The following is a 17,205-nucleotide window of genomic DNA, read 5'->3' on the forward strand; positions in this document are numbered from 1 at the left end:
TAAAATTTTTCTTATTTATACACTTCTATCCATATCATTAAATCCATTTTTAAACCAATACTGAAAAGCTTTATAAACAGCCTTTTCTTCATGTTCTAATTTTGAATATAACTTTAACTTTTTATATCTTGTAACCATCATAGAAAGATAATTTACTGCATATTGTGTAATATTGTTTATAGAAACCGTTGGTTTAATCACTTCCTCTTTTTCTTTACATTTAATAAAATCTGATATTGTAAAAAATCTTCTACAATTAAATGGTCTTACTTCATATATAGAACATGAATTATCTTCTTTTAAAAAAATACATGGTATGTTTTTCTTGCTATATGCTTCAATGACTTGGTTTTTATTTTCTTCATTCAATACTTCTTTGTATGAAGGAACTTCTTCTATAGTTTCTTTTACTTTTATCATAAACCTATTTATTTCATCTTCATTAAAATTTTTAACAACATATTCTCTAACGAGTTCTGCTTCTACCCCTGTGCAATCCATATAAATATGACAACAATGACTGCAGCCTTTTTTGCAAGGTGCATACTTTAAAAACTGTTCCATCCCTTGTTCTTCCATCTTATAAAGTTTTTTTAAATACTCTTTTCCTTTACTTACACTTAATTCTTGATTAGCAATTTGTGATAATAAAAGCTGTGAAATCTCATCATATACTTTACTACTTTCCGTATAATCAAATATTATTTCTTCATTTTTATAGTTCTTTCCTAAAGTTCTATATTCATGTTTTTGGCTTTTACAGCAATCCTTAAACTTTAATCCGCTGTCACAAATACACTGGTGCTCGTTATTTATTTTAATTTTTTTTTCAATATTAGTCATTCTAGTTTTCATGTCCCCACTCCTACTCATTACTATTTAAAATATATTCACATTATTATATCATATCTTTTTTATATACTATGATTTGTATACCAATAACCAATAATTTAAGTTTTACTTATAAAAAAACTTTTTATAGCTATTAAAACCTATTACTTATCCCTCAGTCACCTAAATATTAATATCCAAATACTACCTCCATAATTACTAATATATTGTATATAATCTTATAATAAGCAAATACTAATTTTAGGGTGGTATTGATGCTTAATAATATAGAAGAAAAAATCAATTTTATTTTTAATAAAACAGGAATAAATTGTCCTATTAATATAAAAAAATTTTATATAGGAAAATCTCCTAAACTATTAGCTTGTATAATCTACATAGAAAACTTATCAGATAAAGATATAATTAACAGAGATATACTTACTCATTTAATGTTTAAAATAGATGAAGAAATAATTATTGATAAAACTACTGCAGAATATATTTGTAGAAAATATATTCCTATGTCCAGTACCATAGTGAAAGATGACCTTAATGCTGCTGTAGATGCTATTAAAGTAGGTAAAGCAGTTATTTTAATTGATGGACTTAAAGAATTTATAATTTCAGATACAGTAGGTGGAGAACATAGGAACATATCAGATTCACTCAATGAATCAGCAATAAGAGGTTCAAGAGAAGGATTTGTGGAAAATATTCAAACTAACATAAGTATACTTAGACGAAAAATAAAAGATAAAAATTTATCTATGGAAACCTATGAAATAGGAAGACGTTCTCAAACAGATTTAGTTATAATGTATATTGATGATATAGTTGATAAAGATATTTTATGTGAAGTACGAAGAAGACTTAAAGCTATAGACATTGATTCCATAAACGATACAGGAATGCTTGAGCAATATATAGAAGATCATCCTTATTCCCCTTTCCCACAGGTTTTTGGAACAGAAAGACCGGACATTGTAAAAGCAAATTTAATGGAAGGTAAAATAGCTATTTTATTAAATGGTACTCCTCATGTAATTACAGTACCAGCATTATTTATAGAATTTTTTCAAGCTGTTGAAGATTATCACGAAAGAACACTTGTTTCTTCTTTTTCTAGAATTTTAAGAACTTTAGCAACCTTTATAATAATTATTATAGCTCCTACATATTTAACACTAATATCCTACAATGTAGAATTAATACCCGTTAAATTTATAACTCCTATAATTGAATCACGAAAGGGTATAGCTTTATCACCTATTCTTGAAATATTATCAATGGAATTAGTTGTAGAATTTCTAAGAGAAGGTGGTCTCAGACTTCCTCCTAAAATAGCAGGAACTTTAAGCATAGTTGGTGGTATCATCATAGGAAATACAGCAGTAGAATCAAAAGTAGTAAGTCCTTCTACTTTACTTATAGTTGGAATAGGAGTAATTTCCACTTTTTTGATACCTAATTACGAAATGTCTCTCAGTATAAGATTTATCAGATTTCCTATGATTTTTTTAGCAAATGCTATGGGTTTTTTAGGTATAATTTCTGGGTTGTTTTTTCTATTAATTATCCTTTCATCTATGAAAAGCTTTGGAGTGTCTTATTTTTCAATAAACAGCAGCGATTTAAAGGATATTTTTATAAGAGCACCTTTATGGTATATGAACAAAACCCCTAAGTCAGTACCAAATAATAATCCTATACGTCAAACAAACTTTAGAAAAAAGTTATGGAGGAAAAATAATAAGAATGAATAATATGGATAAAAAATTTATCACATCCAATCAAGTAACTGCTCTATTGCTAGGCTCTACCGTTGGTCCTGGATTATTAAAATCACCTAACGTCCTTGTGGAACAGGTTGGACAGGATGCTTGGATTTCTTCAATAATAGGCTTGATTTATCCAGCATATATTCTTTTTATAAGCAACTACATAATAAAAAAGCATCCTGATGATACTCTATTGAAATTAAGTAGGAAATTTCTTGGAACTTCATTAGGAAATATTTTTAATATAATTTTTGCAAGTCAATGGATTATTTTTATGACATCAATAGCATCAGATTTAATCAAAATATCTAGAATTTACTTTGTATCTTTCTTAACCCCAACAAAGGTTCTTCTTATTGGTATCACTATAAGCTTTTACGCAGCTTATGAAGGATTAGAAACTTTAGCAAAGATATGTGAAGTAAATATGTATTTACTTATAATAATAATGCTTTTTTCAATAGCATCTTTAAAATATGGTAAGCTGTTAAATCTTCAACCTGTATTATCCTCAGATATAAAAGATATATTTAGTTCAAGTATACTATCTTCATATTACTATATAGGCTTTGAATTCTTGCTCATAATTTCTCCTTATGTTAAACATATTAACGAAATAAAAAAAGCAAGTTTAAAAGCTTTATTCATTGGTGGATTAATATGGGTATGGGTTGTTGTTATAACAATTTACTACTTAGGGATAGATGTAATACCTAAGACTTATTGGTCTTTCATACTAGTTTTTGAAAGCATTAATGTACCAATAATTAATAACTTTAGATATATATTTATGTTTATATGGACTTTTGTAATATTCAGAATTTTAGCTAATCACTGCTTTACTTCTTATTTCATTATAAACGATATTACAAATATAGATATTAAGAAAATACTATCTTTCTTATATCCAATAGTATGTATTCTCTCATTCCAATTTTTAAATATAAATTTTTATAAAAAAGTATTAGATATTATTTCTCCTATATTTGCAATCTTTAATACTATTTTCATTTCATTAATAGCCGTACTATCTACCTTTAATAAAAATCATATTACAGTTAATAAACTTAATAATTAACTATGAATAATTAATCATTGTAGATACTTTGCTACGCAAAATTTTAATTTTAGACTTTCTTCATAAACAGAGAATTATCATTCATTATTAATTCTTAACTGTTAATTATTCATTATATGAAGTTTTAAATTTTAAAATTTCATAATTTCAGGAGGAAAATTATGAATTATAAGAAATTTTTATACACTATATATTTTTGTTTAGGTACATATATTTTTTATTTAACAGGCAATACTCTTGTTCCTGCTGAAGACCTTATAATTCCTATTGCCATAGGTCATGATGTTATTCATAAAGACTCAGGTGATGTGGAATACAGTATTCCAGTTTCAGTATATAATTTTTCAGAAATAAAACCAACACCTATTATGATAAAAAAAGGAATAGGTGAAACCATTGGAAAAACAAGGGAAAATCGTCAACTTAGTTCTAACCTTGATTTTATTTTAGGTCTCGAAAAAACATTAATTTTTTCTGAAGAATATGCATCCAGTTTTGAATTCATTAATTCAATAGATATATTATTTAATAATCCAACATTAAATGACACAGCATTAAATGTAGTATGCCATGGACAATCTATAGATGTATTAAAATTAAATATTGAAGGATATACCAATTCTTCAGATTATATTGCTGAACTATTAACACATTGTGTTGAAGCTAACTTTTTTTCAGATAACTATAAATTGTTAGATATCTATGTAAGAGTAGGCGCAGAAGGCAGAACATTAGTTTTACCTTATTTACAAATAAAAGATAAAAAACCTACCATCACTGGATTAGCAATATTTAATAAAGATAAAATGGCTAAAGTAATAAATATTAATGAAGCAAGAATTTTAAATCTTTTAAAAGAAAATAAAGTTAAAGGCATACTCTCATTAAGTAAAAGTCCAAAAGAATACATCGATTTCTCTACAACAACTAAAAGGGAAGTCAGCTGTGAAAAGGTTAAGAATAAATATGTATTTTATATAGACATTTCCTTAGAAGGATCAATTATAGATAATAATTTGTATAAAAATATAGCTAATGATTATTCTATAACAAAAAAATTTGAAGAAGATATGAATAGCAAAGTAGAAAAAATGTGCTATCGCTTTATAGATAAAATGCAAAAGGAATATAAAATTGACTGTCTATCTCTTGGAAGTGTAGCTGCTGCAAAATATGGAAGACATACAGGTACTGATTGGAATAAAGCAGTATCCGAAGCAGATATAATAGTCAATGTAAAAACTAAAATAGATAAATTTGGAAGAGGAGATTACTAAAGACCAGCCTATTAGCTGGTCTTTAACTTAAATATTATTTTCTCTTACTATTTTGCATATATCTTTTAAGTTCTAATTAATTATAAGTTATAATTTTGCTTTGGTTACATGTTATTGATATAACTTTATCTTTTAACGTAGTTTTAATAACAACTTTATGCTTCCACAAATCAACAAGATATCTTAATGTCTCTTTTGCATAAGTGGCATCTAATTCTCTACCATCATAAACATGCTCTAGTGTTAATGTTTTATCTGTTTTTGATATATCTACTACTCTAATATATGGAATCATTCCCATACCGCAAGAATTACTCAAATTATTTCTTATTTCCTTCCATCCTTCTTCATCAGATACTTCTTCAATTACATAATATCCACCTTGCTTAGCATATTCAAATAAATTTAATTCATTACAAAGCTCTTTTGTCAGATACTTTCTTATAAATGAATTATCTCTTTCAAGCAATCTAACCTCAAATATTTTTTCTTCTCCATATTTTTTCACTAAATCCTCATATATTTTGAATCCTACATAATAAGGATTTATTCGACCAATCATAGGAGCTATTACATCATTATGTCTCTTAATGAATTCTATATGAAGTGAAGGCGGAAGATCCAGCTTTTTAAGAATATTATAATGCCAGTAGCTAGCCCATCCTTCATTCATTATCTTAGTTTCTATTTGAGGAATAAAATATTTTGTTTCCCCTCTCACTATTTCTAATATATTATTCTCCCATTCAGATAAATCTCCATATTTACTAATAACATAAAGCAAGTCGTCTTCTGGTTTTAGTGGTATTTTACTTACATCAGGTGGTTTAGGTTTTTCATACGGCTTTAAAATATCATAATTTGAATTTTGTTGTTTATAATTCTTTATTAACTGTTTCTTTAATTCTTCATCGGTTATCTTTTTTTCACCTATCGCCCGTGATGTCTGAAGCTTAATACTGTGAGCTGCATCTAATATTTTTTCTACATTTTCATATCCAATACTAGGATCATTTATATAGCTTCTTATAATATCTGCATGATTTTTAAACATTTCCACAGTGTATTCTGCATTTGTTCCTTCTCTAAATAACCTATTATTTTTAAAAAAATCATTATGACCATATACATGAGCTATAGTTAATATTTGTAAAAGCTCTGTATTATCCTTCATAAGATAAGCTATGCAAGGATCTGAATTAATAACCATCTCATATGGAAGTCCTGTTAAATTATATTTATATAATGTTCTAAGTTTTTCATATGCTTTTCCAAAACTCCAGTGAGGATATCTCGAAGGCATTCCTACGTATACTTCATAAGCTAGCATATCATTATAACTTATCATCTCAAATTCTTGAGGGTAATAATTAAGTCCTACATCTTTAACTACAGCTTCTATTTTTTTATTCCATTTTTCTAAATCTCTTAAAGTGTAATCCAAACTATCACCCCTCTTTCAAATCTTGAGTTAGTGTCTGTTTAAGTGCAGTCCATAAATCTTCTTTTTTCTTCATTGAAGTTGCAACAAAGTTCTTATGAGTTATACGTTCCATATATTTTTTCATTATAGTACTATGAGGCACTCCAGACATAATCTCTGTATACCCAAAAAGATTAGATACTTCACAAAGTTCTTTTGCACTTTCAACTGCTTTTTCATTATCTTCACTCCAGTTATCACCATCACTTACATGGAAGGCATAAATATTCCAAGCTGCTGGATTATATTTTTTTTCTATAATTTCCAGAGCCATATTATATCCACTAGAAATATATGTGCCTCCTGATTCTACTTTGTGGAAAAAATCATATTCATTAACAACCTTTCCTATAGTTGAATGTGCTATAAATTCAACTTCTACATTTACATATTTCATCTTTACAAATTGGTATAGCATAAAGAAAAAAGATCTTGCAAGATACTTCTTGTGCCTATCCATTGATCCTGATGTATCCATTATGAACATAATAACAGCATTACATTCTTTTTTTATTACTGGTTTAATTCTATAATATCTTAAATCGTCTTCTTTAAAAGGAAATCTTTCTATTTCTTCATTAGTGTTTTCTTCTCTAAATGCTCTTTTTATTCCCTGTTTTCTTTTTAACTTTTCAATAACAGTACGCTTTTTAGCAAGTCGAGGTCTAATTCCATTTTTTTGATATCCCTTTCTTTTAAAAGACTCTTCTGATAAAACCTCTGACATTTTCTTCTTATGAAGGTTAGGAAGATTTAAATCTTCAAATATATAACTCATTACCTCTTCAATAGTAACTTCCGTTTCATAAATATCTTCTCCTTCAGAATTTCCTGCTCCTTGATTACCTTTTCCTTGAGCTTCTCCTCTAGCTTTTCCTATTTTATCTCCTCTTTTTTCAGATCCATCTCCACTTCCAACCCCAGATGAATTTTCACCATATACAAACTGAAATTCCTTTAATCCCTTTATAGGAATTTTGATTTTCTTATCTTTACTCTTACCTACTATACTTTCTTCAGACAATATATCAACAAGATTCTTTTTTATTGAATCTTTCACAAGTTCTTTATGCCTTCTTTTATCTTCTACAGCTCTATCATGATGTATAGGATTGAACTCTCTAAATATTGCCATATTATCAATCCTTCCAAAGATTATTAGCCGCATACTTCAATATAACATCACAGCAGTGGTCACAATAACCATTAGCTTTCATTTCTTCTACCATAGAATTATATTTTTTACCCTGTTCCTTATCTCTAACTTTAGATTGAGTAATTACTCTTGATAATTCTTTTACAGATGAAGTTAATTTCTTTTCAATAGCCTCTTTTAAAGGTTCATATACATCGTAGGTTATTTTTCCACCATTTCTTATCAAATAGAACATATATGATGTAACATCTAATCTAAATCCCTTTGCAGAACTTTCACTTACTCCTATTTGCTCTTCAATTGAACGCATAAATTTTTCATCAGGTTCTAATTGTTCTCCTGTATATTCATCTTTTAACTTCGTCTTATTTACATATGCTTCTGCATTATCAAGATAATTATTAAATAAGCTCTCAGCCTGTTCTTTGAAACTATTTATAAATGCTCTTGTTACTTCTTTTTCTAAAATTTTGTTATATTCTTTTCTTATAGTATTCTGAACAAATGCTAGATACTTCTTTTTATCCTCATCATTAGTATCTAATTCTTTAGTAGATTTTATTAAGTTTTCCATTACACTCAAAGGGTTGATACAATCACATTCAGAATTTGAAAGTGCATTATCTATAGCCTTAATAATAAATCTAGTAGATATTCCTGTCATTCCTTCTGCAAGTCCCGCTTCCTCTTTAAGCTCCATCATGTCTATTTTTTTAGTAGTTCCTTTTTCAACTATTTCTTCTCCATTATATATCTTTAACTTTGTAAGTGAATCCACTTTAGTTGATGGAGTAAGTCGTGTTAATACAGCAAACATTGCTGCAACTTCAATAGTATGTGGAGCTATATGAGCCTTGAAATAACTCTTTTTTAAAATCTTTTTATATATTTTTATTTCTTCATTTAATTCAAGACAATATGGAACCTCTATTTTAACTATTCTATCTAGTATAGCTTCATTTGTATGATCTGATTTAAATTTATTCCACTCTGCTTCATTTGAATGTGCTACAATTACTCCATCAAAGTATATCATTGAATTTTTTCCTGGTGATGGTATAGATTTTTCCTGAGTAGCTGTAATTATAGTATGCAAATACTCAACATCATTTTTAAATACTTCTATAAATTCAACCATTCCCCTATTACCAACATTGAAAGCACCATTTAATGAAAGAATACGAGGATCATCTTCTGGATATAAATCCATTTTTGATATATCAACAGATCCAGTAAGTACAGATGTATCCTGATTATTTGGATCAACTGGCGGAACAACACCTATACCTTTTCTTGATCTTATTGAAAAATCTGATGTTACAACTGGAAATTTTTCATATTGTCCATTGTATTCATTTTTTAATCTATATCTACAAATAGGACATAAATCCCCTTCAATTTGCACTCCTAATGCTTCTTCAAAATTTTTTCTTAAATGCTTAGGCACCAAGTGTAGCGGATCTTCTCTCATAGGACAACCTTCTAATGAATACACATGTTCACTAGACTCTAAAGCTTTTTTTAATGCTTCTACAAGTGAAGATTTACCTGCACCAACAGGTCCAACTAAATATAATACCTGCCTTGCTTCTTCTCCCTGCATAGCTGCTGAATAAAAATAGCTAACTATTTTCATCAATACTTTATCTATTCCAAAAAAATCTTTCTCAAAAAAATTATATTTTTTTATTGTTTCATTGCCATATATTTTTCTTACTCTTCTATTTTCCTCTGGTTTTAAAACTTCAAATCCCTCTTTCATAATAATGTCATACATTCTTTTATGGGATAGATTAACTATATCTGGATTTTGCTTAACCAATTCAAGATAATCTAAAAATGTACCTTTAAATTTGTTTTTCTTTTTATTTTCTCTATCTGATTGTATAATCTTCTTAAAATCCACAAAACCCCTCCTTTAAACAATCTTTTATGCTAAAGCATAACCTTTATATTTATATAAGTTTGTTTCTAATTTATATGCACCTAATGTTAGATTTTATTCCTAAATTGCTCTAAATAATTTAACATTTTAACACTTTTGTGCATAGTATGTTAGTGAATACAGCATTTCTAAAAATAGATTTATCTATTTAAACACTGTATTACAATAGATTAAAAGGAGAGAGCCTATAGGATGGAAAATGAGAGAAAATTAAAAGCTGGGTTTGAAAAAGAAGATGTAAAAAATTGGGTTAGTTATGGTCCAGTAGTATCTGAAATACCTGTAGTATTAGCTGAATTTTATGTTGATATACCTGTTGTAACAGATATTAATCTTCCTACAGCTGCTGTTGAAATTAAAAGAATTACTAAAGATGTATGTTTAACTCAATGCCAATTAATAGGAACATCTACTATTTTATCTATATCAGGATTTGTTCGTAAAAATATAGAATACGTAGATGATGATTCATGCCTTCAAGATTTTACAGTAGATGTTGATTTTGATTATACAATGGATATAGCTAAATACCTTAAACACTATATTTGGTATTCTAGCAAATACCAAAATGAATTCCTATTTGGTGAAAATTGTTGCTGTAAAGATAAATTCTGCAAAGATTTCAAGAGAAAAGATTTAACAGACTGGGCACATTTAAATGAACCTGTTTTCTGTAAATTACTAAGATACTATATTACTGAAACTGATATTAATAGACAACAAGACGAAGAACCATTTACTACTCTTCATGAAAAAATGGTAGTGTCTTTAGCTTTAAAAGTACTTCAAAAGAGACAAATTTATATTCCTAGACCATATTATGGAGAAGGTAAAGAAGAAGTGCAAGGAGAAGAAAGATAAAAAAATATCTAATGATATTTAATATAAATATATAATATAACAGACTTAAAATCTTTTAAAGATTTTAAGTCTGTTATATTAAATAAATAAAGGAGTTTGAAATATGCCAAAACACCATAAACATACTTCAAAAGATATCTCTAAAAATAATACTTCTCATAAACATAAACATAAAAATAAAAATTATGAAGTTATTGAAGAAAATGAAAACTCTATATGTGCTAACTCACATGCTGTTAAAGAATTAAAAAAAGATTATTCAGCTAAGTTAAATAGCTCAAAATTACTTCAAGAATACTCTTCTAAACCTTTAGATTCTTCTAGTATATCAGGTCCTCTAATATGTATGCTTCCTGTAATATTATCCGAAATACAAATAAAAATAAGTATAGATGCAGTAATAGAACTTCCAGAACCTGCACTAGAAATAACTAAAATTGATAAAAAAGTACTTTTAAATGAATGTGATATTATATGTGAAACTAGTACACTATTTTTAAATGGATTTATAAGACAGAATATCCAATATGCTTCTGTAACCTCCACTAGACATAAAACTATTAATGGGAACATAAAATATTCAGTTATATATATACCTTTTGAAATAGCAACTAAAATAGATTTTAATACGCCTCCACAATTTAAAGATATTAGTGAAAAACCATTTTGTAAATTAGATTCCTCTAAAATAATGGAAACTGATATTAAAGAAACTCAAAAGCCTTTAAGAAAATTTTTTATGCCTGAATACACCTTTGAAAACTTACATGAAAAAATAGCAACATACTTAAATTTAAAAATACTTCAAAATCAAGATATATTAATCCCTGAAAGTGCTGAATCCTGTGAGAAATAAGATATTTAAATTTATAGGTCTTACATAATTAGTACATAATATATTAGTAAGACCTATATAAATTTTACATATATAGTCTAGTTCCAATTCTTCTATCATATTCTGACCACGTATTAGGTTCTGTAATTTGTTTAACCTGACTTATTTTATTGAGTACTGCATCTATATTGTCTGCAAAATTAACAATAAAAGCTTCCTCACTACTAGCAGCTTTAGGTGAACCATATTCTACCTTGCCATGATGCTGAACCATACATCCTTTTATTCTATATTTAAAATCTTCACTATATATATTGCCTCCAGCCCTAAAGGCTTCTTCTAGCATATTAGTTCCAATAACTATATGCCCTTCCATCTCTCCACGCATAGTTACAGCAAAAGGTCCATCTGTAAAATATTCCTCTATTTTTCCAATGTCATGAAGCTTAGCTGCAAGAATTGCTATCTCCTTATATCTGCAATCATATCTATAAGCCATAACTTTTGCCATGTACATGACATTCAAAGTGTGCTCAGCTAGTCCTCCTCTGTAATTATGATGCTGTTTAAGGCCTCCAATACCTTTTTTAAATTTTTCAAGAAAAACCTCATCTTTAAAAAAATACTTATCTAAAGTAATAACATCTTTACTTTTAAATTCTTCTTCTGATATTTGGTTTAATTCATTCATAATTTCTACCATTGGTCTATCAATTGTAGGAATAAAATCTTCCATATCAAACTTATCTTCTTTTTTAAACTCATCAACTAAAAAGTTTCTATCATTATTATTTTTTTTAACTAAAATAACATCTCCTACATTTAAAACATCATCTTTATCAGGTATAGAAGCTTTTATATCTCCTGTTTTATCTCCTATATAAGCAATTAACTTTCCGTCTTCTTTAGAAAGTTTTTTCATTACCATAAAGCTTGCTTCTAAAATCTTTTTTCCCTTTAAATCTTTTATATCATTTACAAATATATCCTTCATTTGTTTTTCCCTTTCTATAGCAAATATATATTTATTTTTTCACTAAACCTAATTTTTTATCCTTTATAAACTGGAAAAATTTCATAATTTCAAAATTACTTAGATTGATTCAGATTTGAAATTTTAGTATGTGATTTTATGGATTAAAAACTCAAAATACCCTTTCTTAATATAAGTATATTTATAAGTATTTTGAGTTACTCTAATAAATATATAAAGTAAATTTAAAACTGTTATAAATCATAAATGAAAAAGGGAGGTCTTCTCTATGATGGTAAAAATATATTCAACTACAGGATGTCCATGGTGTAAAAAAACTAGAGATTATTTTAAATCTAAAAATATAGATTTTGTAGAAGTTAATGTAGGTTCAAATGAAAATGGAAAAGAAGAAATCATACATCTTTCTGGACAATCAGGAACTCCAGTAATTAATATAGATGGAAATATTGTTGTTGGTTTTAATAAAAAAGCTATAGATAACATTATCTATGATTATGTTAGTATGATGTAATGTTGAACTGTTTCAATTAGGAGGATTTTCTATGGATAGATTAGTTGGAAAACCAGCACCTGACTTTAAACTAAATGCAGTTACTGGTGATGGAAATGATTTTATAGAAGTTAAACTTGAGGATTATAAAAACAAATGGCTAATAATGTTCTTTTATCCTCTTGATTTTACATTCGTATGTCCAACAGAAATAACTGGTTTTAGTAAACACTATGAAGAATTTAAAAAACTAGACTCTGAAATACTTGCTGTAAGTTGTGATAGCCATTATTCTCATCAAGCTTGGATAAAACTTAATCCACAAGAAGGTGGATTAGGTAAAATAGATTTTCCTATTGCTTCTGACTTAACAAAAGACTGTTCGGAAAAATATGGTGTATTAATACCTGAAGAAGGTATTTCACTTAGAGGGCTTTTTATAATAGATCCTGAAGGCATAATTAAATATTCAGTAATACATGATCTTAATATAGGAAGAAGTGTAGATGAAACTCTTCGTGTTGTTAAAGCCCTTCAAAGTGGAGGACTCTGTCCTATAGATTGGCAACAAGGTGACCCTACTCTTTAAAAATAAAATTATAAGTTAAAAACTCACTAACTTTTAATTAGTGAGTTTTTAACTTATAATTTAAATTTATTAACTTCTTCTATAGTTTTAGCTGACATTTCAGAAAGAATTTCAGCACTGTTTGCTACTTCTTCTGTAGAAGAATTCATTTCTTGAACTGATGCTGCTATTTCCTCAGATGAGGCAGAATTTTCTTCTGCAACTGCCGAAGCAGATTCAATCTTATTTATAATACCATTTTTATCATTATTAATTTTATTAACCTCACCATTTACATTGTTAATTAAAGGTAATATTTTTTCTATAGCATTTATTATGTCTCTAAAAGAAACTATTGAATCATCTATTACCTTAACTTGAATTGTAAGCTCATTGCTCACTTCATCTGTAGTAGTAATAACACCATTTGTTTCTTCTGAAATCACTGCTAATAATCTATTTATCTCTGTTGAAGAATTTTTACTCTGTTCAGCAAGTTTTCTAATTTCATCAGCAACTACAGCAAACCCTTTACCTGCTTCACCTGCTCTTGCTGCTTCAATAGCTGCATTAAGTGCAAGCAAATTAGTTTGATCTGCTATACTATTTATAAGTGCTGTAATCTCATTAATCTGATTTACACTAGTACCAAGTTTAGATATTTTTACACTTACATCCTCAAAAGATTTATTTATATTGTCAACTGATTTTACTAAATCCCCTAGCTGTTCATTACTATTTTTAGCCATATAATTAACATTCTTAGCATTAGTATCTACTTCTTCAACGGATAAAACAATACTATCTATTGCATTTCCAAAAGCATTTAAACTACCAGACATATCAATTAGTTCACTAGCTTGTGATGTAGAACCTTGAGCTACCCCCTGTATAGCATTAGATACTTCTCCAGAAACTGAAGTCATTTGTTCTGAAATTGCTGATAACGATAATGCTTGTTCATTTACTTTATTTGTACTTTCCTTAACTTCCCCTAATATATGAGATATTGAGTCAATAGTTACTGTAATTTCTTTTTTCATGATTCCAAATTCATTTTTTTCTGTAGTATCAAATTTTGCTGTAAAATCTCCTGCAGCAATTATTTTTAATGTATTTATCATTTCTTTAATAGAAGCTTTTATAATATTGAGGATTACAAAAGATAACATAGAAACAATAACAATTAAAGCTATGGAGATTACTGTAAATATAAATTTACTATGTTTATACTTATCTTCTACTTCTTCATGAAGTATTTCTGCTGACTGCTTACTGTATTGAATCAAATTATTAATTTGCTTAGATATATTATTTCCATATTTTCCATATTGCTCTAAAGTTTGTTCTTCTAAAACTTCTCCATTAAGTTTTTTTTCTTTTACATTCTTATAGCCACTTATGTAAGTATCATAATTTTCTTTCATTTCATCAAGCATTTCAACTTTTTTAATATCACTAGTAGAACTTTTCAGCTCTTCTATTTGAGATGTAATTAATTTATCATTTTCTTCTATTATTTTAATATATTCTTCATTATAATCTCTGTCTATTACCTTTGTGAACCCATTTATTAAAACACCCATGTTTCCATTTATATCACCTAGTCTTTCAATGTCCATAAGATGTTCATTATAAATAATTTCAATATTGTTGTTTAATGTCTTCATATTAATAACACCTAATACTCCAGTTCCTAAAGTAACAACAATGGATATAATCCACAGCATTATAATACAATGAGTAATTTTTAAATTTTTAACTTTCTTTATCATTAGCACTCCTCCTACATTTATTTATAATTTATTTATAATTTATTCATAATTGTAATCTTATTATCGTAATCTACAATATAATCTTTCCATGTAATTTATGGAAATAGGCTTATGCCATTAGTTAATGACTAAACTAACACTTTCATAATTTACATATTAAAAAAATATAATGTACTTAAAGCACATCTGTTCATGAATTTCAATATTTAAAATTTCATGAATTAATTATTTAAAATTAACACTAAAAAATAGATTTTATATGGGGGAGATCAAAAATGAATTCTTTAAAAATGCGAAAATATAAAGATGAATTACCTCTAAACACAATTAATAAAATTAGAAATATACTAGGTGATTTGGGGATTTTAACATCAGAAACAAACTGGAAAAACTCAGCCAATGGCTTTTATTCTGTAAGTTTAACAGTTGAAAACACTAATATTCGTTCAAATGGTAAAGGTACTACACAAGAATACGCCCTTGCAAGTGCCTATGGAGAACTTATGGAGAGGTTACAAAACCAAGCTTTTTTTAGACTTTCTATGGATTTAAGTGAAGAAGATTTGAAATATAAAGGTTTTTACTATGCTCCTGATGAAAAACATTTATCCATTGATGAGTTTTTAAATAGCGAAGAAGATTGGATTAAAATACAAATGGAACAGCTAGAAGAAGACATTAATAAATATGAACTTTTAAAGAAATGGCTTTCTGTCTCATATGAAGATGTTCCTTCAGATTTTATAGCTTTACCTTACCTTAATTTGTCAAATAACAAAACATCTTATATACCTATAAAAATGATTTCAAAAATGTATATGTCTAACGGAATGTGTGCTGGAAATAGTATAGAAGAATCACTAGTACAAGGAATATCTGAAACTTTCGAAAGAGTTGTAAATAAAGCAATAGTACAAGAAAAAGTTGTACCTCCAACTGTTCCTCAAAGCTATATAGAAAATTTTCCTAGAGTAGCTGCAATGGTAAGACAAATAGAGTTACGAGGAAATTATAATGTAATAGTTAAGGATTGTTCATTAGGAAAAAAATATCCCGTAGTAGGTGTAATATTTATTAATAAAGATACTCAAACTTATTTTATTAAATTCGGATCTCATCCAGTATTTGAAATAGCCCTTGAACGAACATTAACTGAGCTTTTACAAGGTCAAGATATAAATAACATGCTGGGAGTAAAAGAATTTTCTTATAAAAATGAAATACTAGATGAAGCACAAAACTTGATAGGTATTCTTTCCAATGGTTCAGGATACTACCCTAGTGAATTCTTCAGCCAAAAATTCAGCTATGAATTCAAAGGCTTTGAAAACATTACTGCCACAACCAATAAAGAGATACTTGATTACTTGCTTAATTTATTAGACGAAATAGGATATAGTATTTTTATAAGGAATGTATCCTTCTTAGGCTTTCCTAGCTTTCATGTTATTATTCCAGGTTTCAGTGAAATTGAGAAAATAACAGATATAGATGCAATAGATAAATATTCTGACTATAATAAAATAAAGAAATATATAAGAAATTTATATAATATATCTGATGAAGAAGAAAAGACACTTATTAATTATATGAGTAATATTACCTATAGTACTGAAGCTTCTATTATGCAATTTTTAAATCTTCCAGTAAAAAATTCGTTCCCATGGTATTATTCAAATGTTGATTTATTCATTAGTGCTTTATATTATAAAAAAGATGATTTTGTAAATGCCCATAAATCCTTTACAAGATATTTAAAACATATTCAACCTAATTCTTATAATAAAAGTATATACACTTATTATAAATGCGTTAGAGATTATATTGGAACACGTATAGATAACCTTGATGAAAATAATACCATTCAAACTTTAAGCATTTTCTATCCACTAATGATGATAAAAGATGTAATGAATCAATTTAAAAATCCAAAAGAAATTTTTAATCATTTTGGTCAAATGAACTATTGGGACTGTACAAACTGTAATTTAAAAAATAACTGTTCATACGATTCATTAAGCAAAATATATAGAGAATTAAAGAATAAATATATTCTAAATAATATAAATCAAAAAAATATCAAAACATCATTACAAATCTAGCTTTTAAATGAAATGTGAGCCAAAAT

14 protein-coding genes are annotated in these 17,205 nt (G+C 27.3%); 8 read left to right on the forward strand and 6 right to left on the reverse strand.

What is annotated here, in order from left to right; translation table 11 throughout:
• Window positions 1–15: 15 nt before the first annotated feature.
• Window positions 16–855 carry a YkgJ family cysteine cluster protein gene (locus OW763_RS01945; protein ID WP_268039376.1) on the reverse strand — a complete coding sequence of 280 codons (840 nt, stop codon included), beginning with the start codon at window positions 853–855 and terminating at the stop codon, window positions 16–18.
• Window positions 856–1,106: 251 nt separating this feature from the next.
• Between OW763_RS01945 and OW763_RS01950 the strand changes: the two genes are divergently transcribed.
• The 3 genes from OW763_RS01950 to OW763_RS01960 all read left to right on the forward strand — a co-directional run bounded on the left by OW763_RS01950 (window position 1,107) and on the right by OW763_RS01960 (window position 4,967).
• Window positions 1,107–2,597, forward strand: a complete 1,491-nt coding sequence (locus tag OW763_RS01950) for a spore germination protein (protein WP_268039377.1) — start codon at window positions 1,107–1,109, stop codon at window positions 2,595–2,597.
• Window positions 2,590–3,690, forward strand: a complete 1,101-nt coding sequence (locus tag OW763_RS01955; protein ID WP_268039378.1) for a GerAB/ArcD/ProY family transporter — start codon at window positions 2,590–2,592, stop codon at window positions 3,688–3,690. The genes OW763_RS01950 and OW763_RS01955 overlap by 8 nt, the downstream gene beginning before the upstream one ends.
• Before the next feature lie 161 nt (window positions 3,691–3,851).
• Window positions 3,852–4,967: a Ger(x)C family spore germination C-terminal domain-containing protein gene (locus OW763_RS01960; protein ID WP_268039379.1), complete on the forward strand. Its 1,116-nt coding sequence runs from the start codon at window positions 3,852–3,854 to the stop codon at window positions 4,965–4,967.
• 76 nt (window positions 4,968–5,043) lie between these two features.
• Here OW763_RS01960 and OW763_RS01965 read toward each other — a convergent pair whose 3' ends face one another.
• The 3 genes from OW763_RS01965 to OW763_RS01975 are packed head-to-tail and all read right to left on the reverse strand — an operon-like array spanning window position 5,044 to window position 9,512.
• On the reverse strand, window positions 5,044–6,411 hold the full coding sequence (locus OW763_RS01965; protein ID WP_268039380.1) for a SpoVR family protein: 1,368 nt from the start codon (window positions 6,409–6,411) through the stop codon (window positions 5,044–5,046).
• A gap of 4 nt (window positions 6,412–6,415) precedes the next feature.
• Window positions 6,416–7,585: a sporulation protein YhbH gene (gene yhbH, locus OW763_RS01970; protein ID WP_268039381.1), complete on the reverse strand. Its 1,170-nt coding sequence runs from the start codon at window positions 7,583–7,585 to the stop codon at window positions 6,416–6,418.
• A gap of 4 nt (window positions 7,586–7,589) precedes the next feature.
• The gene (locus OW763_RS01975; protein WP_268039382.1) at window positions 7,590–9,512 is read right to left on the reverse strand and encodes a PrkA family serine protein kinase; all 1,923 of its coding nucleotides are present in this window, start codon (window positions 9,510–9,512) and stop codon (window positions 7,590–7,592) included.
• A gap of 231 nt (window positions 9,513–9,743) precedes the next feature.
• Between OW763_RS01975 and OW763_RS01980 the strand changes: the two genes are divergently transcribed.
• The gene (locus tag OW763_RS01980; RefSeq protein ID WP_268039383.1) at window positions 9,744–10,412 is read left to right on the forward strand and encodes a CsxC family protein; all 669 of its coding nucleotides are present in this window, start codon (window positions 9,744–9,746) and stop codon (window positions 10,410–10,412) included.
• 103 nt (window positions 10,413–10,515) lie between these two features.
• Window positions 10,516–11,268: a hypothetical protein gene (locus OW763_RS01985; RefSeq protein WP_268039384.1), complete on the forward strand. Its 753-nt coding sequence runs from the start codon at window positions 10,516–10,518 to the stop codon at window positions 11,266–11,268.
• A gap of 64 nt (window positions 11,269–11,332) precedes the next feature.
• On the opposite strand, the gene OW763_RS01990 is transcribed toward OW763_RS01985, so the two are convergent.
• Window positions 11,333–12,241, reverse strand: a complete 909-nt coding sequence (locus tag OW763_RS01990; protein WP_268039385.1) for an HD domain-containing protein — start codon at window positions 12,239–12,241, stop codon at window positions 11,333–11,335.
• A gap of 268 nt (window positions 12,242–12,509) precedes the next feature.
• Between OW763_RS01990 and OW763_RS01995 the strand changes: the two genes are divergently transcribed.
• Together OW763_RS01995 and OW763_RS02000 are read left to right on the forward strand one after the other, a co-directional pair.
• Window positions 12,510–12,755, forward strand: coding sequence for a glutaredoxin domain-containing protein (locus OW763_RS01995; protein WP_472924607.1), 246 nt, complete (start codon window positions 12,510–12,512; stop codon window positions 12,753–12,755).
• 31 nt (window positions 12,756–12,786) lie between these two features.
• Window positions 12,787–13,323: a peroxiredoxin gene (locus OW763_RS02000; RefSeq protein ID WP_268039386.1), complete on the forward strand. Its 537-nt coding sequence runs from the start codon at window positions 12,787–12,789 to the stop codon at window positions 13,321–13,323.
• Between the two features lie 53 nt (window positions 13,324–13,376).
• Here OW763_RS02000 and OW763_RS02005 read toward each other — a convergent pair whose 3' ends face one another.
• Window positions 13,377–15,077 carry a methyl-accepting chemotaxis protein gene (locus tag OW763_RS02005; RefSeq protein WP_268039387.1) on the reverse strand — a complete coding sequence of 567 codons (1,701 nt, stop codon included), beginning with the start codon at window positions 15,075–15,077 and terminating at the stop codon, window positions 13,377–13,379.
• Between the two features lie 275 nt (window positions 15,078–15,352).
• Here OW763_RS02005 and OW763_RS02010 point away from each other — a divergent pair, with 275 nt between their 5' ends.
• On the forward strand, window positions 15,353–17,179 hold the full coding sequence (locus OW763_RS02010; protein ID WP_268039388.1) for a YcaO-like family protein: 1,827 nt from the start codon (window positions 15,353–15,355) through the stop codon (window positions 17,177–17,179).
• Window positions 17,180–17,205: the final 26 nt, after the last annotated feature.

Source organism: Clostridium aestuarii (genome assembly GCF_026735135.1).
GTDB lineage: Bacteria > Bacillota > Clostridia > Clostridiales > Clostridiaceae > Clostridium_H > Clostridium_H aestuarii.

Coding starts and splice junctions, on each gene's coding strand:
- OW763_RS01945 (WP_268039376.1), bottom strand. CDS start 855: ATGAAAACTAGAATGACTAATATTGAAAAAAAAATTAAAATAAATAAC.
- OW763_RS01950 (WP_268039377.1), top strand. CDS start 1,107: ATGCTTAATAATATAGAAGAAAAAATCAATTTTATTTTTAATAAAACA.
- OW763_RS02005 (WP_268039387.1), bottom strand. CDS start 15,077: ATGATAAAGAAAGTTAAAAATTTAAAAATTACTCATTGTATTATAATG.
- yhbH (WP_268039381.1), bottom strand. CDS start 7,585: ATGGCAATATTTAGAGAGTTCAATCCTATACATCATGATAGAGCTGTA.
- OW763_RS01980 (WP_268039383.1), top strand. CDS start 9,744: ATGGAAAATGAGAGAAAATTAAAAGCTGGGTTTGAAAAAGAAGATGTA.
- OW763_RS02000 (WP_268039386.1), top strand. CDS start 12,787: ATGGATAGATTAGTTGGAAAACCAGCACCTGACTTTAAACTAAATGCA.
- OW763_RS01955 (WP_268039378.1), top strand. CDS start 2,590: ATGAATAATATGGATAAAAAATTTATCACATCCAATCAAGTAACTGCT.
- OW763_RS01985 (WP_268039384.1), top strand. CDS start 10,516: ATGCCAAAACACCATAAACATACTTCAAAAGATATCTCTAAAAATAAT.
- OW763_RS01990 (WP_268039385.1), bottom strand. CDS start 12,241: ATGAAGGATATATTTGTAAATGATATAAAAGATTTAAAGGGAAAAAAG.
- OW763_RS01960 (WP_268039379.1), top strand. CDS start 3,852: ATGAATTATAAGAAATTTTTATACACTATATATTTTTGTTTAGGTACA.
- OW763_RS02010 (WP_268039388.1), top strand. CDS start 15,353: ATGAATTCTTTAAAAATGCGAAAATATAAAGATGAATTACCTCTAAAC.
- OW763_RS01995 (WP_472924607.1), top strand. CDS start 12,510: ATGATGGTAAAAATATATTCAACTACAGGATGTCCATGGTGTAAAAAA.